Here is a 19,200-nt window from a genome sequence, read left to right on the forward strand (position 1 = left end):
GCACGTCCGATTTCCCGGCCGGTGACCGGCACAGCGGATCAGTCGCCGGCCAACACCTTCGGGTCGTCATCATCGTCGTCGATGTCGTCCTCACCCCAGTTGCGGCGGGCGAACGGCAGGAACACCCAGAAGGTCAGGAACCACAGCGCGGCGATCCCGCTGAGCACGAAGGCGATGCTCCGGTCGAGCACGAAATCGGTGATCAGCAGCACCGCGCTGACCATCGAGATCAGCATGAAGGCGAGACCGCCGCTGGCCATCCGGTGCGCGAAGCGGACCAGCTCGGGCTTGCGGCCCTGACGGAAGAGCGCGCGGTGGAAGGCCACCGGCGAGATGATCATCGCGGTGGCGGCTGCCGCCGCCAGCAGCGCGACGATGTAGACGTCCTTCTGGAAGCCACTCGTCCGGTCGAACCCGGCGCTGAACGGCAGGGTGAGCAGGAAGGCGAAGAGGATCTGCACGCCGGTCTGCGCGACCCGCAACTCCTGGAGCAGGTCGGCGAAGTTGCGCTGCCAGCGCTGCCGATCAGATTCTCTGGACACGCGCTACCTCCGGATGAGACGGTACCGCCGGCCGGGCCCCGCCCGCCGGCAGCAACGCCTTTGCCCCCCGGCGTCCCGCGCGAAACCGGTTCACGACGGCGCGCCCTTCGTTCACGACTGCGGGGCTCGCAGACCCGGCTCACTCCTCGCGCTCACGATGGCCGTCCTCGTTCACGACTGCGGGGCTCGCAAACCCGGCTCACTCCTCGCGCTCACGCACCCCGGCGGATGCGGCCGGCGTACCGGGCCTCCAGCGCGGCGTTGTGCGCGTCGCCGCCGGTGATGTTGGCCGACAGGTAGACCGGGGGCCGCACCCCGGCCGCGAGCAGCCGGGCCACCGTCTCGGCCACGATCTGCTGGGCCAGCAGGGCCGCCGTGATCGAGGAGACCGCGCCGACCGCGCCGCCGTCGGGCAGCGGCAGGGTCGCGTCGCCGTACGGGGCGCCGTTGTCCAGCACCACGTCGGCGAAGTCGGCGAGCTTGCGACCGGACGGGTGCCGGGAGGTCATCCGGGCGGAGTGCCGGGCCGAGGTGATCGCGACCAACCCGTGGCCGCGTTCCTTGACCACGGAGGCGAACTCCACCATCGCCCCGTTGACACCGGAGTTGGAGGCGAGCACGAACACGTCGGTGGGGCGTACCGGGGCCAGCTCGTAGAGCCGGTGCGCCACCGCGGGATCACGTTCCAGATGCGGGCCGAGGATGCCGGCCGGTTCGCCACCGAGCAGCACCAGGTCGCGCAGCGCGATCCGGTTCGTCGGCACCAGGCCGCCGGCCCGCCCGGCGATCTCCATGGCGAGGGCCTCGGAGTGGCCGGTGCCGAAGGCGTGGATCACCCCGTCGGCGCGCAGCGCCCCGGCCAGCAGGTCGGCCGCCCGGCCCACCGCCGCCCGCTGCTCGGCGGCCACCCGGCCGATCGTCTGCGTGACCACCGCCAGGTAAGCCTCGGCGCTGACCGTCATGCGTCCTCCGTCCGTTCGTCGCTCCCGCCGGTGGTCGGCCCGCCGGACGGGTGGTGGGCGCGCGCCGACGCGCCGGGTACGACCTCAGGCCAGCCCGCGTACCCGGGCCAGGATCGCCTCGGCCAGCGGGCCCGGCGCCCGGTCGGGGATCCAGTGGGTCACCCCGGACAGCTCCACGAAGCGGTACTCACCGGCGACGTGGCGGGCACACGCCTCGGCGGCGGTCCGGCCGATGGCGAAGTCCTTGTCGCTCCAGACGTACGTGGTGGGCACGGTGACCGTCCCGATCCGGCCCAGGTCCGAGCTGGACATCGCCCGGTACCAGTTCAGCGCGGCGGTCAGCGCGCCCGGCTGGCGCATCGGTTCGGCGTACCGGGCGACCTGCCCGGCGTCGCCGAGCCCGGAGATCATCCTGCGCAGGACGGTCGCCCGGCCCGCGAGCAGCACCTTCTCCGCCGTGCCCCGCTGCCGGAACAGCATCATGTACGACGACCGCGCCTTCTGCTTCCGGTCGCGGGCCAGGGCGTACCCGAAGGCCGCCGGGTGCGGCACGGAGACGGCGGTCAGCGTACGGACCCGCTCCGGGTGGCCCGCCGCGAGCCCCCAGCCGACGGCGGCGCCCCAGTCGTGCCCGACCACGTGCGCGGCGTCGACGCCCAGCGCGTCGAGCACCGCCACCGCGTCGGCGACCAACTCCGGCATCCGGTACGCCGACACCTCGGCCGGACGCGCCCCCGGCGAATAGCCCCGCTGGTCAAGCGCGTACGTGCGCAGCCCGGCGGCGTGCAGCGCGGGCGTCACCTCGTCCCACTCCCCACCGTGCTGAGGGAACCCGTGCAGCAGGAGGACGGGCTCGCCGCCCTCCGGACCGCCGGTGCGTACCTCGAACGTCAGCCCTCGTGCCTCGACCCGCATGCTCGCCACCCTACCGAGCCATCGATCGGCCGGCTTCCCCCGTCACGCCGTCGGCGGCGGTCGGCTGGGCCGTCGCCGCAGGTCGGTGCTAGCGTCTGGACCGAGACAACTTCACATCCGACAGGGGAGCGCACAGCGCTGAGAGTGCGGGTACCACCCGCAGACCCTCGAACCTGATCTGGGTAATGCCAGCGCAGGGAGCTCGGTCGACCTCCAGCCGCGCCGCCGTCCGGTCCCACCGGGCGCGGCGTGCGTCCTCTCCTGGTTCTCCACCGTTGAACTGGGAGCGCTCATGAACCACACCACCACCCACCGGTGGCGCACCCTCGACATCGTCATCGCGGCGGTGCTCGGGGTCGCCTTCGGCGTCATCTTCTGGGCGTGGGGCCTGCTCTGGAACGGCCCGGCGGACGCGATCCCGCTGCCCGGGCGGGCCGCCATCTACGGCGTCTGGCTGGTGCCGGCCGTCCTCGGCGGGCTGATCATCCGCAAGCCGGGGGCCGCCTTCTTCACCCTCACCGTCGCCGCGCTGGTGTCGGTGGCGCTGGGCAGCAGCTGGGGCTGGACGCTGGTCATCCAGGGCCCGCTGGAGGCGGCGGCCGCGGAGCTCGCCTTCGCCGCGTTCGCCTACCGCAACTTCCGGCTGCCCGTCGCGCTGCTGGCCGCGACCCTGGCCGGGCTGGCCGCCGCGCTCTACGACGTCTTCGTCTGGTACCCGGAGACGGCCTGGGGCAGCTTCCGGCTCCCGTACATCCTGATCACCGCCGCCAGCTCGCTGGTGGTCGCCGGCTTCGGCGCCGTCGCCCTCACCCGCGCCCTCGCGAACACCGGCGTCCTCGACCGTTTCCCCGCCGGCCGCGAACGCCCCGCCGTCTGACCGCCCTCCCCCGGACACCCAGGTTGATCATGACGTCGACGGCGGTGCGGAGCTGCCCGGAAACCGCCGTCGACGTCGGGTCCGACGGGACAGGGTGGGGCGTGGAGGGAGGACCGGCGTGGCGGCGGTGACACTGCGCGGGTTCGGCTGGCGGCACGCCGGGCGCAGGCGCTGGGCACTGCGCGGGGTGGACCTGCGGATCGAGGCGGGCGAACGGGTGCTGCTGCTCGGGCCGTCCGGCGCCGGCAAGAGCACCCTGCTGGCCGCCCTGGCCGGGCTGCTGCCGGAGGACTCCGGCGAACAGCAGGGCACCGTCGAGATCGACGGCCTCGACCCGCGCAAGGCCCGCGAGCGGGTCGGCATCGTCTTCCAGGACCCGGAGTCGCAGCTGGTGATGGCCCGCTGCGGGGACGACGTCGCGTTCGGGCTGGAGAACCGCGGGGTGCCGACCGACGAGATCTGGCCCCGGGTGGACGAGGCGCTGCGCCGGGTCGGCTTCCCGTACCACCGGGAGCGGGCCACCGCCGCCCTCTCCGGCGGCGAGCAGCAGCGCCTCGCCCTGGCCGGCGCGCTCGTCCTGCGCCCCGGGCTGCTGCTGCTCGACGAGCCGACCGCCAACCTCGACCCGGCCGGCGGCGAGCTGGTCCGGCGGGCGGTCGCCGGCGCGCTGGACGCCGACACCACCCTGATCCTGGTCGAGCACCGGGTGGCCGACGCGCTGCCACTGGTCGACCGGGTGGTGGTGCTGGAGGCCGGCGGCGGGGTCCGCGCGGACGGCCCGCCGGAGGCGGTCTTCGCCGCGTACGGCGACGCGCTCGCCGACGAGGGCGTCTGGGTGCCCGGCCACCCGATCCCACCCCGACACGCCACCGCGTCGGCCGGGGAGGCGTTGCTCGCCGCCGAGCGGGCCGGGCTGCCACCCCGGCTGGCCGCCACCGACCTTCGGGTACGCGCCGGTGAGGCGCTCGCCGTCCTCGGCCCGAACGGAGCCGGCAAGTCCACCCTGGCCCTGCTGCTCGGTGGGCTGCTGCGCCCCGGAAGCGGCCGGGTCGTCGCCACCGCGGCGCTGGCCGACCGGGACGCGGGCACTCCCCCGCACCGCTGGCGGGCACCCGCGCTGGCCCGCCGGATCGGCTCGGTCTTCCAGGACCCGGAGCACCAGTTCGTCACCGGCACCGTGCACGACGAACTGGCGCTCGGTCCGCGCCGCACCGGCCAGCCCGAGCCGGCGGTGCGGGCCACCGTGGACGCGCTGCTGGACCGGTTGCGGCTGACGAAGCTGGCCGGGGCCAACCCGTACACCCTCTCCGGCGGGGAGGCGCGGCGGCTGAGCGTGGCGACCGCCCTGGCCACCGCGCCCCGCCTGCTCATCTGCGACGAACCCACCTTCGGCCAGGACCGGCGGACCTGGCGCGAACTGGTCGACCTCTTCGCCGACCTGCGCGACGCGGGGCACGGCGTCGTCACGGTCACCCACGACGCGGACTTCGTCGCCGCGCTCGCCGACCGCACCGTCACCCTGCGCCGCCCCGAGGACCGCACGTGATCAGCCTGGAACCCGTCGCCGAGCCCGGCGCGCCGTTGGCCCGGCGCAACCCGGTGGCGAAGCTCGCCGCGGCGCTGGTCTTCTCCGTCGTCATGGTCGCCACCCTGGACCCGGTCGCGCCGGCCATCGCCATCGCCGTCGAACTGGCCCTGCTGCCGCTGTTCGGGATCCGCTACCGGGTGCTGGCCCGGCGGGCGTTGCCGCTGCTCGTCGGCGGGTTCGGGATCGTGGTCACCCTGGTGCTCTTCGCCGCGGACCGCTCCGGCCGGGTGCTGCTGGACGCCGGGCCGCTGCTGGTCACCTCGGGGGTGCTGGTCACCGCGCTGGGCCTGGCACTGCGGATGTTCGCGGTCGCCCTGCCCGGGATCATCGTCTTCGCCACCACCGACCCGACCGACCTGGCCGACGCGCTGGTCCAGAACGCGAAGGCACCGGCCCGGTTCGCGATCGGCGCGCTGGCGGCATTCCGGCTGGTGCCGCTGCTCGGCCAGGAGTGGCAGATGATCGAGATGGCCCGCCGGGCGCGGGGCGTGGACGCCGGCCGTAACCCGGTGGCCCGGCTGCGGCTGTTCACCTCGACGGCGTTCGCCCTGCTGGTGGGCGCGATCCGGCGGGGCACCCGGCTCGCGGTGGCGATGGACGCCCGCGGCTTCGACGCCGGCACCCCGCGTACGGTCGCCCGCCGGCAGCACTTCGGCACGGCGGACGGCCTGCTGGTCGCCGGGGCGGCGGTGCTGGCCGGGGCGGCGCTGGCGGTCAGCGTCGCGCTCGGCACCTTCCGCCCGCTGATCGGCTGACCCCCGGCGGCCGGCGGGCACCGCCGACACACCGCTGACCGCTCCCGACCGGGCACCGTGGCGCACCACGGGGCGCCGGCCGGGAGCCGGGCCGGTCAGCTGCGCCGGAAGGCGTACCGGCGGCTCTGCCCCCGGGCGGCGGTCGAGCCGCCGCGGATGCCCGACCGCGACGGCGGCGGGACCGGGGTCGGCCGGGCGGCGCCGGACGGGCCGGCGTCGTCGGCGAGGGTGACCGGGGTGGTGGGCGTGGCCGTGGACGTGGCGAGGTCGGCCACGCTCACCTGCACCTCGGTCCGGGACTTCCTGGGACTGCGCTTGGCGGGCATACGCTGCCTCCTTCTGTGGACGGACCGCGCCACCCACGGGGTGGGCGGTCGACGGGCGGGGACGGCCCGGGCGACCGCAACGGAAGGACCACGACGAGGTGGAAACGCGGACGCCCGGAACCCACGGACCCGCGGCGGCTACGGCGGCAGGTCGGGGTCTCGAAGAGGGGCGTCAGATGCGCATACCGAAACGCTAACCCACCGCCCCGGCGGGCGCACCCGGTTTTGTCCGCGGCAGCTCGCCCGTCTCGAACCCCGCCGGGCCGGAGGGTCGGCCGGATGTCCGCCACCGCCCGCCGCGCGGCGCTCACGCAGCGTCCCCGGCCGCCGTCCGGCACGATACGGTCGCAGCACGACAGGCGTACGAGAAGGGGCGGACACGGATGGCTCAGCAGGCGACGGCGCAGATCGGGGTCACGGGGCTGGCGGTGATGGGCCGCAACCTGGCCCGGAACCTGGCCCGCAACGGCTTCACCGTGGCGGTGCACAACCGCTCGCCGGAGCGCACCCGCAGTCTGGTCGCCGAGCACGGTGACGAGGGCACCTTCGTGCCCTCGGAGTCCCTCGCCGACTTCGTCGCCTCGCTGGAACGGCCCCGCGCGGTGATCGTGATGGTCAAGGCCGGTGCGCCCACCGACGCGGTCATCGACGAGTTGGTCCCGCTGCTGGAAGAGGGGGACATCGTCGTCGACGCCGGCAACGCGCACTTCGCCGACACCCGCCGCCGGGAGGAGGCGCTGCGCGAGCACGGGCTGCACTTCGTCGGCACCGGCGTCTCCGGCGGTGAGGAGGGCGCGCTGCGCGGCCCGAGCATCATGCCGGGCGGCTCCGCCGAGTCGTACGCGAAGCTCGGCCCGATCTTCGAGAAGATCGCCGCGCAGGTGGACGGCATCCCGTGCTGCCGGCACATCGGCCCGGACGGCGCCGGCCACTTCGTCAAGATGGTCCACAACGGCATCGAGTACGCCGACATGCAGCTCATCGCCGAGGCGTACGACCTGCTGCGGGCCGGGCTGTCGGCGAGCCCGGCGGAGATCGCGGAGATCTTCCGGGAGTGGAACACCGGCGAGCTGGAGTCGTTCCTCATCGAGATCACCGCCGACGTGCTGGCGCACACCGACGCGGCGACCGGCCGCGCCTTCGTCGACGTGGTCCTCGACCAGGCCGAGCAGAAGGGCACCGGCCGCTGGACCGTGCAGAGCGCGCTGGACCTGGGCATCCCGATCACCGGTATCGCCGAGGCGACCTTCGCCCGCTCGCTGTCGGGCCACGCCGGCCAGCGGGAGGCCGCCCGGCGGGCGTTCGGCGACGCGGGCGAGAAGTGGCAGGCCGAGGACCGGGAGACCTTCGTCGAGGACGTCCGGCGCGCGCTGCTGTCCAGCAAGATCGTCGCGTACGCCCAGGGCTTCGACCACATCCGCGCCGGCAGCCGCGAGTACGACTGGGACATCGACCTGGGCGGCACCGCCACCATCTGGCGGGGCGGCTGCATCATCCGGGCCCGCTTCCTGGACCGCATCCGCGAGGCGTACGACGCGCAGCCGGAACTGCCGACGCTGCTGGTCGCGCCGTACTTCGCCGACGCGGTGAGCGACGGCGTGCCGAGCTGGCGGCGGGTGGTGGTGGACGCGGCCCGGGCCGGCGTGCCCACCCCGGCGTTCTCCTCGTCGCTGGCGTACTTCGACGGGCTGCGCGCCGAGCGGCTGCCGGCCGCCCTGATCCAGGGACTGCGGGACAACTTCGGCGCGCACACCTACCACCGGGTCGACCGGCCGGGCTCGTTCCACACCCTGTGGGCGGGCGACCGCGCCGAAGTGCAGGGCTGAGCGGGGCCTGCGGCGGGTCGCGCCGGGACACCGCGACCTGCCGCGGCCCACGTTCCGGCCCGGCTCACCAGGCCCGTTGTGTCTCCTCCGGCGGGGTCGGCGCCCAGCCCGCGGCCGGTTCGCCGGCCGCCAGTTCGCCGATCTCGCCGGAGCGCACGGCGGGGGTGTGCCCCAGTTCGGCGCAGTACCGCTCGGCGACCCCGGCGCAGACGTCGACGACCCGGGTCCGCTGCGTGGCGTCGACCAGGCCCGCGCCGGCCAGCGCGGCGGTCATCTCGTACCGGAGATCCCGCATGTCCACCCCCGTGGTGGGCGCGTCCGCCTCGGCACGCCCTCGCGCCGATCGTATGCGCCGACGGGGCACGGCCCCCCGCAAACGCGTCAGCGTCGTCCCCGACCGGGGACGACGCTGACGTCGGTGCTCACCAGAACCGGCGACGCTTGGCCTTCTGCGGGCGCAGCATGTCGGCGCCCTTGGACAGCAGGCGGCTCACGCCCGAGGGGCCGCGACGGGCCTCCAGCGAGTGGCTGAGCCGACGGGCCCCAGCCGCCGCCAGCGGCACGGCGACCGCCATGACCGCCCACTGGGCAATCCGCTTCTGAATCATGTGGGTTCACCTCCGCGATTGGCTGCTGGGAGGGTTGGTACCCCGGGCCCGAGATCGCCAATCGTGACCGGGGTGACCCTCAGGCCTGCGGGGCGACCGGGTTGGGCAGCGCCCCGCCGAAGCGGCGGTCGCGCTGCGCGTACAGCTCGCAGGCATACCAGAGATGGCGGCGGTCGAAGTCCGGCCAGAGGGTGTCGAGGAAGACCAGCTCGGCGTACGCGGTCTGCCAGAGCAGGAAGTTGGAGATCCGCTCCTCGCCGGAGGGACGCAGGAAGAGATCCACCTCGGGGATCTCCGGGTGGTAGAGGTACTTCGCCACGGTCTTCTCGGTGACCTTCGCCGGGTCGAGCCGGCCGGCGGCCACGTCCCGGGCGATCGCGGCGGCGGCGTCGGCGATCTCCGCCTGCCCGCCGTAGTTGACGCAGAACTGCAGGGTCAGCGTCGAGTTGCCCCGGGACATCTCCTCGGCGGTCTGCAACTCGGAGATGACGCTCTTCCACAGCCGGCCGGCCCGCCCGGACCACACCACCCGTACGCCCAGGTCGACGAGCTGGTCGCGGCGGCGGCGGATGACGTCCCGGTTGAAGCCCATCAGGAAGCGGACCTCGTCGGGCGAGCGCCGCCAGTTCTCGGTGGAGAACGCGTACGCCGACAGGTAGGGGATGCCCAGCTCGATCGCACCCTCGATGGTGTCGAAGAGGCTGTGCTCCCCCGCCTCGTGACCCTTGGTGCGGGGCAGGCCGCGCTCCTTGGCCCACCGGCCGTTGCCGTCCATCACCACCGCGACGTGCTTCGGCAGCGCCTCGGTGGGCAGTGCCGGCGGCCGGGCGCCCGACGGGTGCGGCGTCGGCGGCACCGGCTCACGCCGGCCGGCCCTCATCGATCGGATCACTCGGTCATCTCCCTGCTCACGCCGTCCACGCCGGCCCCGGCGCCACGCGGAGGCGGGACCGGGCCGGCCGCGCCACCGCCCGGTGGCGGGACCACGCCGGCCGCCGGGGCACCCCGGTCGACCAGCGGCAGCGAGCGTAGCGCGCGCTCCAGGTGCCACTGCAGGTGCGCCGCGACCAGACCGCTGCACTCCCGGCGTACGCCGGTCGCGGTGGCGTCCGCGACCTGCCAGTCGCCGCTGGTCAACGCGGACATCAGGTCGATGGTGGCCGGGGCGGGGTGGGCCGCGCCGGGGGGTCGGCAGTCCGGGCAGACCGCGCCGCCGGCCGGTACGGAGAAGGCCCGGTGCCGCCCCGGCGTGCCGCAGACCGCGCAGGCGGTCAGCGCCGGCGCCCAGCCGGCGAGCGCCATCCCGCGCAGCAGGTACGCGTCGAGCACCAGGGTGGTGGCGTGTTCGCCCCGGGCGAGGGCCTTCAGCGCGCCGAGGGTGAGCTGGAACAGCCGCAGCGAGGGCTCCCGCTCGACGGGGGTGAGCCGCTCGGCGGTCTCGGCGATCGCGCTGGCCGCCGTGTAGCGGGGGTAGTCGCCGAGGAACCGCTTGCCGTACAGGTCGATCCCCTCGACCTGGCTGACGGTGTGCAGCGAGCTGCCCTGATTGCCCTTCGGGTCACCGGCGAGCTGGAGGTCGACGTGGCCGAACGGCTCCAGCCGGGCGCCGAACCTGCTGCTGGTGCGTCGTACGCCCCGGGCCACCGCGCGCAGCCGGCCGTGCCGGCGGGTCAGCAGGGTGATGATCCGGTCGGACTCGCCCAGCTTCTGCACACGCAGGACCACCGCGTCGTCGCGGTAGAGCTGTCGGCGGTACCCGGCCATCGGGCCATTCTCCCTCGGGGTGGGAAATCAGGGTCGGATCGGGGTGGACCGGGGCCGCGTCCCCGATGCGCAGCGCGGCGGACCGACCGTAGGTTGCTGACCATGGCTCTCCCCCGTACCGCCGTCGCCCTGGGCGCGGCCGCCACCCTGATCCTCACCGCCGGGTGTGACACGCTCTCCTTCCGCCGGCTGGACTTCGACCAGACCGAGACCGTGCGGATCGGCACGATCACGGTGCGGCCGGGCGCGGGGGACGTGGTGGTGCGGGGAACCGGCCCGGCCACCGAGGTACGCGTCAAGCGGATGCTGCGCTACCAGGGCGACCAGCCCGACCGCACGTACGAGATCCAGGGCGACGAGCTGGTGCTGGACGCCGACTGCGGTCCCCGCTGCTCGGTGTCGTACGAGGTGACCGCCCCGGAGGGGGTCCGGGTGCGGGGTGAGACCGGCTCGGGCAACGTCGAGCTGTCCAGGGTCGGCGCGGTGGAGTTCACGCTGGGCTCCGGCAACATCCGGGTCACCACCGCCAGCGGTCCGGTGCAGGCCGAGACCGGCTCCGGCGACATCGAGGTGTCGGCGGTTCCCGCGCCGGTCACGCTCCGGGCCTCCTCGGGGAACATCACCGGCGTACGTCTCGGTGGCGAGGTGGACGCCGAGGCCAGCTCCGGCAACGTCACGATCGAACTGGACCGGCCGGTACCGGCCCGGGCGCACGCCTCCAGCGGTGACGTGGAGCTGCGGGTGCCCGACGGCCGGTACCGGGTCCGGTCCCACACCGGGTCCGGTGACGCCGAGCTGCGCGTGCCGGACGACCCGGGCGCGTCGGTGCTGCTGGACGTGAGCACGGGCAGCGGCAACGTCACGGTCAGCCGACGCTGAGGTCCACCGTGCCCGGCTCGGCGGCCCGGGGCGCGGGCACCACCGCCCGTACCGCGGCGCGGGCCCGCGCCGGACCGGCCGGGGCGACCGCCGGGCGGCGTGCGGGTGCCGCGGGGCGGCGGCCGCCCGGAATCAGTTCCGGGCGGCGGCGGGCGGCCACGTCCTCCACCCAGCCGACCAGCAGGGTCACCACACCGACCAGCAGGAAGACGAGCGCCACCCGGACGGCGAGCCCGAGCGGGTCGCGGTCGGACCACCCGACCAGGCCGACCATCGGGGTGAGCGCGACCACGAACGCCATGTGCCAGAGGTAGACGGTGAGGGCGCGCCGGTTCAGCACGGTCACCAGCCGGCCGAGCGGGGCGCTGCGGTCCACCCAGCCGGCGGTGGCCGGCGCCCGGCCGATCACCAGCAGGATGAACGCCGCCGACCAGAGCGCGTTGCCGAGGGGGACGTCGTTCAGGTCGTACCCGCGCGGGCCGGGATGGGTGAGGATCCAGGTGCCGCCGGCCGTGCCGACGGCGAGCGCGGTGGGCACCAGGACCCGGTTGGCGAGCCGCCGCAGCAGGCCGTCGTGATGGGCGAATCCCAGCAGCCAGGCGCCGAAGTAGAGGCCGAAGTGCCGCAGGACGGCGGACGCGGTCGGCAGCATGCCGAGCTCGATGGCGACGAGCAGCGCGTACGGGGCGAGCAGGGTGGGTAGCGGGGCCCGCCGGAACAGCCACAGCGCCAGCGGCGAGGCGAGCACGAACCAGAGGTAGTCCCGCAGGTACCAGATCGGGCTGAGCGCCAGCGCCCCCCAGTAGTTGGCGGGGGGATCCGCGATCGGGAAGAGCCAGAGCAGCACGTTCGGGTCGAACGCCAGCCCGGTCAGCAGCATCGCCGGCACGAACACGGCCGCCACCACCCAGAGCGAGGGGAGCAGCCGGCGCAGGCGGCGCGGCACCGCGCGTACCCCGGAGCGGTCCAGGGAGGCCGCCATCAGCGATCCGGCGAGGGCGAACATGATCGACATCGCCGGGAAGATCAGCGTCAGCGCGGCCAGCCCGGTGACGTGGTAGACCACGACTCGGACGATGGCGAGGGCGCGGAGCAGGTCCAGATATCGGTTACGCATCAGCCTGCATCTATTTCAGGGGGCAGCAGTCAAACGCCCAATACCCTGCGACCCGATCCTGTGAAACCCGCACTCCCCTCGGCCGAAAGTGAAAATCGCCACACCATGCCGAGCTGCGTCGGGCCGCTCAGCGCGGCTCGCCGAGCGGCCGGTCGCAGAACGTCCCACCGCGCGGTCCGGACGTCCGCCACTCGGCCTCGGCCAGCGACCACCACCGCGGACCGGCGCCCGCCCCGGCGGACGCCGATCCCGCCGCCATCAGAAGCCGAGCTTGCGCAGCTGCTTCGGATCCCGCTGCCAGTCCTTCGCCACCCGTACGTGCAGGTCCAGGTAGACCCGGGTGCCGAGCAGCTCCTCGATCTGCTTGCGGGCGCGGGTGCCGACATCCTTCAGCCGGCCGGCCCGGTGACCGATCACGATGGCCTTCTGGCTGGGCCGCTCGACGTAGACGTCGGCGTAGATCTTCATGAGCTGCCCCTCCGGGATCATCTCCTCGACGACCACCGCGATCGAGTGCGGCAGCTCGTCGCGCACCCCCTCCAGGGCCGCCTCCCGGATCAGCTCGGCGACCAGCACCTGCTCCGGGTCGTCGGTGAGCATGTCGTCCGGGTAGAGCTGCGGCGACGGCGGCAGGTAGCCGGTCATCACGTCGACCAGGGTGTCGAGCTGGTGCCCGGAGACCGCGCTGACCGGCACCACGTCGGCGAACTCGCCCAGCTCGCTGACCGCCAGCAACTGCTCGGCCAGCCGCTTCCTGTCCACCAGGTCGGTCTTGGTGACCACGGCGAGCACGGTCGCCTTCAGCTCCGCCAGCTCGCCGGTGATGAACCGGTCGCCCCGGCCGACCGGCTCGTCCGCCGGGATGCAGAGACCGATCACGTCGACCTCGCTCCAGGTGGAACGGACCAGGTCGTTCAGGCGCTCGCCGAGCAGCGTGCGGGGGCGGTGCAGGCCCGGAGTGTCCACCAGCACGAGCTGCGAGTCCGGACGGTGCAGCACGGCCCGGATGACGTGCCGGGTGGTCTGCGGCTTGTTCGAGGTGATCGCGATCTTCTGACCGACGATCGCGTTGGTCAGGGTCGACTTGCCCGCGTTGGGCCGACCGACGAAACAGGCGAACCCGGCCCGGTACGGACGCTGGGTGACGTCGGCGGTCACTCGACCACCGTGCCGAGCACCGTGCCGTCCGGCGCGGCGACGTGGATCGGCGCGTCGGCCGAGAGGTCGCGCACCGCGGCGTGCCCCGCCCCGTCCAGCGTCGACGCCTCGGTCACCACCACCGCCGCCTCCAGCCGGGTGGCCCCCGCCGCCACGGCGGAGGCGACCGCGAGCTGAAGCGCGGTGATGGTCAGCGACGGCAGCGCGACGCTGGCCGCGGCGTACGTCCGGCCGTCCTGGTCGCGGACCGCCGCGCCCTCCACGGCACCCACCCGGCCCCGGGCACCCCGGGCCAGGACGACCAGCTTGCCGTCCTCGGCGCTCAGTTCGGCCGGGTCGGACGGGGTGGGCCGGGCGGCCGGTACGGCGGCTGACTCAGGCATCGGCGGGTTGCCTCTCCTCGGTTCTGGTCTGGTTGTCACGGGATCCGGCGGACCCGGCCCGCTCCGGCTCGTCACCCGGCTCGACCCGGCTGACCAGCACGGTGTCTATCCGGTTGCGCCGGCCCGTGGTGCCCTCGGCGAGCAGCCGGAGCCCGGCCACCTCGGCTTGGGCGCCGGGGATCGGCACCCGGCCCAGGGACTGGGCCAGCAGGCCACCCACGGTCTCCACCTCGTCGGTGGGCAGGTCGGTGTCGAACAGCTCGCCGAGATTCTCCACGGGCAGCCGGGCGGTGACCCGCACCGACCCGTCCTCCAGGTGCTCGACCGGCGGGCGTTCGACATCGTACTCGTCGGTGATCTCGCCGACGATCTCCTCCAGGATGTCCTCGATGGTGACCAGACCGCCGGTGCCGCCGTACTCGTCGACGACGATGACCAGGTGGTTACGGGCGGCCTGCATCTCCGAGAGCAGGTCGTCGACCGGCTTGGACTCGGGCACGAAGGTCGCCGGACGCATCAGCTCCGCGACCGGGGTCTGGTGGTCGCGCGGGTCACCGCCCCGGGTGCGCCGGATCAGGTCCTTGAGGTAGAGCACGCCGAGCACGTCGTCGACGCTCTCGCCGATCACCGGGATCCGCGAGAAACCGGAGCGCAGGAAGAGCGTGAGCGCCTGGGAGAGGGTCTTGCCCTCCTCTATCCACACCATCTCCGTACGCGGCACCATCACCTCGCGGGCGATGGTGTCGCCGAGCGCGAAGACCGAGTGGATCATCTGCCGCTCGCCGTGCTCCACGACGCCCCGCTGCTCGGCCAGGTCGACCAGCTCCCGCAGCTCGACCTGGGTGGCGAACGGCCCCTCCCGGAAGCCGCGCCCCGGAGTGACCGCGTTGCCGATCAGGATCAGCAGCGACGCGAGCGGGTTGAGCGCGCGGCCGAGCCAGCGCACCAGCGGCGCGACCGCCCGGCCCACGGCGTACGCGTGCTGCCGGCCGAGGGTACGCGGCGCGACACCGACGACCACGAAGCTGACCACGGTCATCGCGCCGGCGGTGATCAGCGCCGCCCGCCAGCCGGCGCCGAGGCTGTCCACCGCGACCAGCGCCACCAGCGTGGTGGCGGTCAGCTCGGCCAGCAGCCGGAGCAGGAGCAGCAGGTTGAGGTGGCGGACCACGTCACCCGCGACGGCCTGGAGGGTACGCGCGCCGCGCGCCCCGTCGCGGGCCAGTTCGGCGGCGCGGGCCGGGGAGACGGCCGCCAGCGCGGCCTCGGTCATCGCGATCAGGCCGGCGAGCACCACCAGCCCGGCCGCGAAGAAGATCAACTGGAGGTCGGGCAGGCCGGCTGTCGGACCGGCCGCAAGAGTGTCCATCATCGGGACCGGGTCGACCGCCAGCTGGCCAGCAGTCGGGCCTGGAGCCCGAACATCTCGCGCTCCTCCTCCGGCTCGGCGTGGTCGTACCCGAGCAGGTGCAGCACGCCGTGCACGGTGAGCAGGTGCAGCTCGTCGGCGGCGGAGTGGCCGGCGGCAGCGGCCTGCTTGGCGGCCACCTCCGGGCAGAGCACGATGTCACCGAGCAGGGCCGGCTCGCCGCCGGCCGGGGCGCTCTCCCCGGGACCGTGGTCGACGCTGCCCTCGTCCATCGGGAAGGCGAGCACGTCGGTCGGCCCGTCACCACCCATCCAGCGATGGTTCAGCTCGGTCATGTACTCGATGTCGACCAGCAGCACGGAGAGCTCGGCGAGGGGGTTGACCCCCATCTCGTCGAGGGCGTGCCGGGCGACGGCGAGCACGGCGTCGGTGTCGACGTCGACACCGGACTCGTTGGCGATCTCGATGGACAACTGTCTTCCTCTGGTCTTAGCGGCGCCGGCCGGCCCGGCCGCCCTGGGCGGTCCGCCCGGGCACGGCGTGCACGCTCTGCGCCTGCTGGTTCTCCCGCTCGGCGTCCCAGCGGGCGTACGCGTCGACGATCTCCCCCACCAGCTTGTGCCGGACCACGTCCGAACTGGAGAGCTGGGCGAAGTGCACGTCCTCGACGTTCTCCAGGATCTCGCGTACCACCCGCAGGCCGCTGGTCGTCCCGCCGGGGAGGTCGACCTGGGTGACGTCACCGGTCACCACGATCTTGGAGTTGAAGCCGAGCCGGGTGAGGAACATCTTCATCTGCTCGGGCGTGGTGTTCTGCGCCTCGTCCAGGATGATGAACGCGTCATTGAGGGTGTTGTGCGTCACCAGGAACTCGTCGGTTACGTACAAGGAGTCCTCCGCCGCGACCTGAATGCACATCGTCTCCTGCACGCCGGCCGGGATGATCGAGTCGATGAATCGCATCGGTCGTCCACCCCCGTGTGCGTCGTAGAGGCGGCGCTTGCGGGACAGGCGGAAGGGCTCGATTCCGGCCGGCAGGCGGATCTCCACCACGTAACAATCGGAACGGTACGGAACCGGACGCCCGTTGGCGAAGCCAGGCTTGCGCCCCTCCGCCTCACGTAGCCGCCACGTGGCCACCCCACCCAGGGACTGGACCAGGTACACCACGTCGTCGCGCAGCTGGGGAGAGGTGGTGGAGTACTGCACCCGGCACGTGCGGCCCGGCTGCGTGGCCGGTCCACCGTCGGTGTCCAGCAGTCCCTGCAGCACGGCGAGGCGAACCTGGAGGCTGTTCTGTCGATAGATGTCGGGGATGAACTTCGTGCCCGACTTCGCACCGGCCAAGCCCAATTCACGCAGAGCCGCCGTCGCGGGGTTGGCGAGGGCGATGCCACGACCCCCGTGAACGTGGCGCAGCACGTAGTCGTAGTCACTCTTGCGGATCAGCTCGACGTCGGGGATCGCCCGCTCCATCGCGACGGCGAGCTCCGGGTCGGCGGTGCAGAAGGTCGGTGTCGCCCGGGTCGAAAAGGCACCGTCGCCGAGGAGCAGGCCGAGCGCGTACGGGTCGAGCGGGACGTCCTGTGGCTCCATCTGCACAGGCGCCACGACCGGAAGCTCGTACCGGCGGGTGTGGCCCCGCCACTCGTTGCCGATCATGTCCTGCGTCTCGATGGTGCGTCGGCGCCCGCGCCGCTTGTCGTCCGGAGTGGCGACGGTCCACAGGTGTTCGCCGCAGCAAAGCGTGGACGACCCGTCCTGCGTGGTGACCCGGTAGACCTTCTTGGGCCCCTGGGGATAGATCCCGATTACCGGCGTGGGCGTCCCGTCCGAGCCGATGACCAGATCACCGATCTGGAGGGACCCGAACGGCTTGAAGCCCTCGGGGGTCAGGACACGGGCGTCGTAGGGCTGGGCCCTGCCCCTCATGTACGCCAGTGGCGCGACCTCGATCGTCCCGGCGGCCATCAGCTTGGGGATGGACTCCGGGTCGAGCATGTCGTGCAGCGCGTCGTAGAGCGGACGCAGGTACGGGTCGATCTTCTCGTTCAGGGTGCCGGGCAGGAAGCCCAGCCGCTCCCCCGCCTCGACCGCCGGCCGGGTCAGGATGATCCGGTCGACCTGCTTGGCCTGCAGCGCCTGGACGGCCTTCGCCATGGCCAGGTAGGTCTTGCCGGTGCCGGCGGGGCCGATGCCGAAGACGATGGTGTGCGCGTCGATCGCGTCGACATAGCGCTTCTGCCCGAGCGTCTTGGGGCGGATGGTGCGCCCGCGCCGGGAGAGGATGTTGAGGGTGAGGACCTCGGCGGGTCGCTCGGCGCCGCCCTGTTCGAGCATGCCGACGGTACGCCGTACGGCGTCAGTGGTCAGGGTCTCGCCCTTCTCGATCAGTTCGAGCAGCTCACTGAAGAGGCGCTCGGCGACAGCGTTGTCCGCGGGCGCGCCGGTGATGGTGATCTCGTTGCCGCGCACGTGCACGTCACTGTTGACCGAGCGTTCGACGAGGCGCAGGATCTCGTCGCCCGCGCCGAGCAGGTTCACCATGATCTTGGGGTCGGGGACCGTGATCCTGGTCTGCACCCGGGGCGGGCCGGGAGGTGGGGTGCCGGTCATAGAGCGGGCCGTCGGGCCCTCAGCCACCTGCTTCCGATCTCGGGCGCCGGGCCCTGCTGGCGCGGCGTGCGGACGATACACCCATCGTATCCGCTCGACACGCCCGGCACCGCGCCCATTTCCGACCGCCGGATCACACCCCGGCCGGCCCGCCCGGACCCGGTCAGCCGGCGCGGAAGTCGTACCGGTCGAAGGTCTCCTGATGCCGGGTGAACCGGTAGGTCGCCCAGTGCATCCGTACCACCGTGCCGTGTTCGTCCCGGGTCAGCCGCAGCAGCTCGCCGGCCTCCCGGCCGGAGACCGTACGGAACACGTCGGGCCGCTCCGGCAGCGGCGCGAAGACCGCCGGTGGCTTCCCCGCCGGGTCGTCCGCGCCCCGGGCCCGTAGCGTCCCGTCGTGCCAGCTGAAGACGTACTCGAAACCCTCGCCCCACCAGCGGCCCAGCATCCCGCGCAGCGGAGCCGGCGCGGGCTCGCCCGGCCGCCAGGGCTCGATCGCCGCCGGGTCGTGCTCGGCGGCGGCGGCGAGCAGCCGGTGCGGCAGCTCGAAGACCTCGGCGGCCGTGCCGGCGGAGCCGAGCACCGCGCAGCCCATCGCGCCGGCCGTGCCGTCGCCGCCGCGCCGGCCGTAGACCGCGGCGAGGAAGCCCGGCATCGCGCCGTCGTGCCCCACGTGCACCACCCGGTCCGGGTACGGCACGAGGATCAGGCCGAGGCCGAAGCCGGCCGCCCAGGACGTCTCGTCGGTGGTGGTGAGCGGCCAGCGCATCTCGTCGAGGGTGCTCGGGGCGAGCACCGCGCCGGCCGGGTCCAGCGCGGCCGGATCGGCCAGGAACGCCGCCCACCGGGCCATGTCGGTCGCGGTGCTCCAGAGCTGGGCGGCCGGGCCGACCGCGCCGAAGTCCGTCGGCGGCTCCGGGTGCGCCTCGTCGGAGTACGCGTCGACCAGGAACCCGGTCGCCGCCGCCGGGCCCGGGGTGACCGAGGTGGCGGCCAGCCCCAGCGGGGTCAGCACCCGCTCGGTGAGCACCTCCGCCCAGGTGCCGCCGCGCTGTTCGCCGACCAGCCGGCCGAGCAGGGCCATGCCGAGGTTGGAGTAGTGGTAGCGCCGCCCGGCGGGCAGCACCCGCTCCGCCCGGGCCAGGTCGGCCACCAGCTCGTCGACACCCGGGGCGCGCAGGGTGTCCCAGACGTCGCCGTACGGCTCGCGTTGCAGGCCGGCGGTGTGCGACAGCAGGCGGCGCACGGTCAGGTCGCCGTGCGCGGGCAGGTCGAGGTGCCGGCCGATCGGGTCGTCGAGGTCGAGCAGCCCGTCGTCGCGGCACTGCATCACCAGCACCGAGGTGAAGGTCTTGGTGACCGAGCCGATCCGGAACCGGGTGTCCGGGCCGAGCGCGGTGTCGTTGCCGGTGCCGCCGACCTGGCAGGTCCAGAGCGGGCGGTCCGCCCGGTGCAGGGCCGCGGCGAGGGCGGGCACCCGGGCCTGCGCCTGGACCCGGCGGACCATCCGCTCCA

General features: G+C 73.7%; 19 protein-coding genes, 3 pseudogenes and 1 riboswitch. Of the genes and pseudogenes, 5 read left to right on the forward strand and 17 right to left on the reverse strand.

The window, feature by feature from the left end; genetic code table 11:
• Nucleotides 1-38: 38 nt before the first annotated feature.
• The 3 genes from GA0070560_RS21460 to GA0070560_RS21470 all read right to left on the reverse strand — a co-directional run bounded on the left by GA0070560_RS21460 (nucleotide 39) and on the right by GA0070560_RS21470 (nucleotide 2,419).
• Nucleotides 39-542 (reverse strand): DUF6328 family protein, encoded by a 504-nt coding sequence (locus tag GA0070560_RS21460; RefSeq protein WP_091300787.1) that lies wholly within the window; start codon nucleotides 540-542, stop codon nucleotides 39-41.
• A 212-nt stretch (nucleotides 543-754) separates the two neighbouring features.
• Nucleotides 755-1,504, reverse strand: coding sequence for a sugar isomerase domain-containing protein (locus tag GA0070560_RS21465; RefSeq protein WP_091300789.1), 750 nt, complete (start codon nucleotides 1,502-1,504; stop codon nucleotides 755-757).
• An 84-nt stretch (nucleotides 1,505-1,588) separates the two neighbouring features.
• On the reverse strand, nucleotides 1,589-2,419 hold the full coding sequence (locus tag GA0070560_RS21470) for an alpha/beta fold hydrolase (RefSeq protein ID WP_091300792.1): 831 nt from the start codon (nucleotides 2,417-2,419) through the stop codon (nucleotides 1,589-1,591).
• 112 nt (nucleotides 2,420-2,531) lie between these two features.
• Nucleotides 2,532-2,637: riboswitch (TPP riboswitch) on the forward strand.
• Between the two features lie 74 nt (nucleotides 2,638-2,711).
• On the opposite strand from GA0070560_RS21470, the gene GA0070560_RS21475 reads away from it, so the two are divergent.
• From GA0070560_RS21475 to GA0070560_RS21485, 3 genes are all read left to right on the forward strand, one after another.
• Nucleotides 2,712-3,296 (forward strand): ECF transporter S component, encoded by a 585-nt coding sequence (locus tag GA0070560_RS21475; RefSeq protein ID WP_091300794.1) that lies wholly within the window; start codon nucleotides 2,712-2,714, stop codon nucleotides 3,294-3,296.
• A gap of 118 nt (nucleotides 3,297-3,414) precedes the next feature.
• Nucleotides 3,415-4,842 (forward strand): ABC transporter ATP-binding protein, encoded by a 1,428-nt coding sequence (locus GA0070560_RS21480; protein WP_091300796.1) that lies wholly within the window; start codon nucleotides 3,415-3,417, stop codon nucleotides 4,840-4,842.
• Nucleotides 4,839-5,639 (forward strand): energy-coupling factor transporter transmembrane component T family protein, encoded by an 801-nt coding sequence (locus GA0070560_RS21485; protein ID WP_091300798.1) that lies wholly within the window; start codon nucleotides 4,839-4,841, stop codon nucleotides 5,637-5,639. Before GA0070560_RS21480 ends, GA0070560_RS21485 begins: the two co-directional genes overlap by 4 nt.
• 95 nt (nucleotides 5,640-5,734) lie before the next feature.
• Here GA0070560_RS21485 and GA0070560_RS21490 read toward each other — a convergent pair whose 3' ends face one another.
• Complete coding sequence (locus GA0070560_RS21490; RefSeq protein WP_091300800.1) at nucleotides 5,735-5,965, reverse strand: hypothetical protein; 231 nt, start codon at nucleotides 5,963-5,965, stop codon at nucleotides 5,735-5,737.
• Between the two features lie 383 nt (nucleotides 5,966-6,348).
• Between GA0070560_RS21490 and gndA the strand changes: the two genes are divergently transcribed.
• The gene (gene gndA / locus GA0070560_RS21495; protein WP_091300803.1) at nucleotides 6,349-7,791 is read left to right on the forward strand and encodes an NADP-dependent phosphogluconate dehydrogenase; all 1,443 of its coding nucleotides are present in this window, start codon (nucleotides 6,349-6,351) and stop codon (nucleotides 7,789-7,791) included.
• 64 nt (nucleotides 7,792-7,855) lie between these two features.
• Here the strand turns inward: gndA and GA0070560_RS21500 are convergent, their stop codons facing one another.
• From GA0070560_RS21500 to recO, 4 genes are all read right to left on the reverse strand, one after another.
• Nucleotides 7,856-8,086, reverse strand: a complete 231-nt coding sequence (locus tag GA0070560_RS21500) for a thioredoxin reductase (protein ID WP_091300972.1) — start codon at nucleotides 8,084-8,086, stop codon at nucleotides 7,856-7,858.
• A 127-nt stretch (nucleotides 8,087-8,213) separates the two neighbouring features.
• Nucleotides 8,214-8,399, reverse strand: a complete 186-nt coding sequence (locus GA0070560_RS21505; protein ID WP_091300805.1) for a hypothetical protein — start codon at nucleotides 8,397-8,399, stop codon at nucleotides 8,214-8,216.
• 79 nt (nucleotides 8,400-8,478) lie between these two features.
• A complete protein-coding gene (locus tag GA0070560_RS21510) occupies nucleotides 8,479-9,279 on the reverse strand; it encodes an isoprenyl transferase (protein ID WP_091300807.1) in 801 nt (266 codons plus the stop codon).
• Between the two features lie 8 nt (nucleotides 9,280-9,287).
• On the reverse strand, nucleotides 9,288-10,163 hold the full coding sequence (gene recO, locus GA0070560_RS21515; protein ID WP_091300809.1) for a DNA repair protein RecO: 876 nt from the start codon (nucleotides 10,161-10,163) through the stop codon (nucleotides 9,288-9,290).
• A gap of 102 nt (nucleotides 10,164-10,265) precedes the next feature.
• Here recO and GA0070560_RS21520 point away from each other — a divergent pair, with 102 nt between their 5' ends.
• Complete coding sequence (locus GA0070560_RS21520) at nucleotides 10,266-11,042, forward strand: DUF4097 family beta strand repeat-containing protein (RefSeq protein WP_091300812.1); 777 nt, start codon at nucleotides 10,266-10,268, stop codon at nucleotides 11,040-11,042.
• On the opposite strand, the gene GA0070560_RS21525 is transcribed toward GA0070560_RS21520, so the two are convergent.
• From GA0070560_RS21525 to GA0070560_RS21555, 9 genes and pseudogenes are all read right to left on the reverse strand, one after another.
• Nucleotides 11,029-12,159, reverse strand: a complete 1,131-nt coding sequence (locus tag GA0070560_RS21525) for an acyltransferase family protein (RefSeq protein ID WP_091300814.1) — start codon at nucleotides 12,157-12,159, stop codon at nucleotides 11,029-11,031. The genes GA0070560_RS21520 and GA0070560_RS21525 overlap by 14 nt on opposite strands.
• A gap of 258 nt (nucleotides 12,160-12,417) precedes the next feature.
• Entirely contained in the window at nucleotides 12,418-13,317 is a 900-nt protein-coding gene (era, locus tag GA0070560_RS21530) for a GTPase Era (protein WP_091300816.1), read from the reverse strand.
• Complete coding sequence (locus GA0070560_RS21535; protein WP_088975580.1) at nucleotides 13,314-13,700, reverse strand: cytidine deaminase; 387 nt, start codon at nucleotides 13,698-13,700, stop codon at nucleotides 13,314-13,316. Before GA0070560_RS21535 ends, era begins: the two co-directional genes overlap by 4 nt.
• Complete coding sequence (locus GA0070560_RS21540) at nucleotides 13,693-15,093, reverse strand: hemolysin family protein (protein WP_170839519.1); 1,401 nt, start codon at nucleotides 15,091-15,093, stop codon at nucleotides 13,693-13,695. The genes GA0070560_RS21535 and GA0070560_RS21540 overlap by 8 nt, the downstream gene beginning before the upstream one ends.
• Entirely contained in the window at nucleotides 15,069-15,542 is a 474-nt protein-coding gene (gene ybeY, locus GA0070560_RS21545; protein ID WP_091300820.1) for an rRNA maturation RNase YbeY, read from the reverse strand. The genes GA0070560_RS21540 and ybeY overlap by 25 nt, the downstream gene beginning before the upstream one ends.
• A 16-nt stretch (nucleotides 15,543-15,558) precedes the next feature.
• Nucleotides 15,559-15,924: pseudogene (locus tag GA0070560_RS29565) on the reverse strand (PhoH family protein); the annotation flags it as partial.
• Between the two features lie 264 nt (nucleotides 15,925-16,188).
• A pseudogene (locus GA0070560_RS29955) lies at nucleotides 16,189-16,731 on the reverse strand (LAGLIDADG family homing endonuclease); the annotation flags it as partial.
• A 212-nt stretch (nucleotides 16,732-16,943) separates the two neighbouring features.
• Nucleotides 16,944-17,685: pseudogene (locus tag GA0070560_RS29575) on the reverse strand (PhoH family protein); the annotation flags it as partial.
• A 163-nt stretch (nucleotides 17,686-17,848) separates the two neighbouring features.
• Nucleotides 17,849-19,192, reverse strand: coding sequence for a serine hydrolase domain-containing protein (locus GA0070560_RS21555; RefSeq protein ID WP_425412689.1), 1,344 nt, complete (start codon nucleotides 19,190-19,192; stop codon nucleotides 17,849-17,851).
• Nucleotides 19,193-19,200: the final 8 nt, after the last annotated feature.

Origin of the sequence: Micromonospora halophytica (assembly GCF_900090245.1) — a bacterium.
GTDB lineage: Bacteria > Actinomycetota > Actinomycetes > Mycobacteriales > Micromonosporaceae > Micromonospora > Micromonospora halophytica.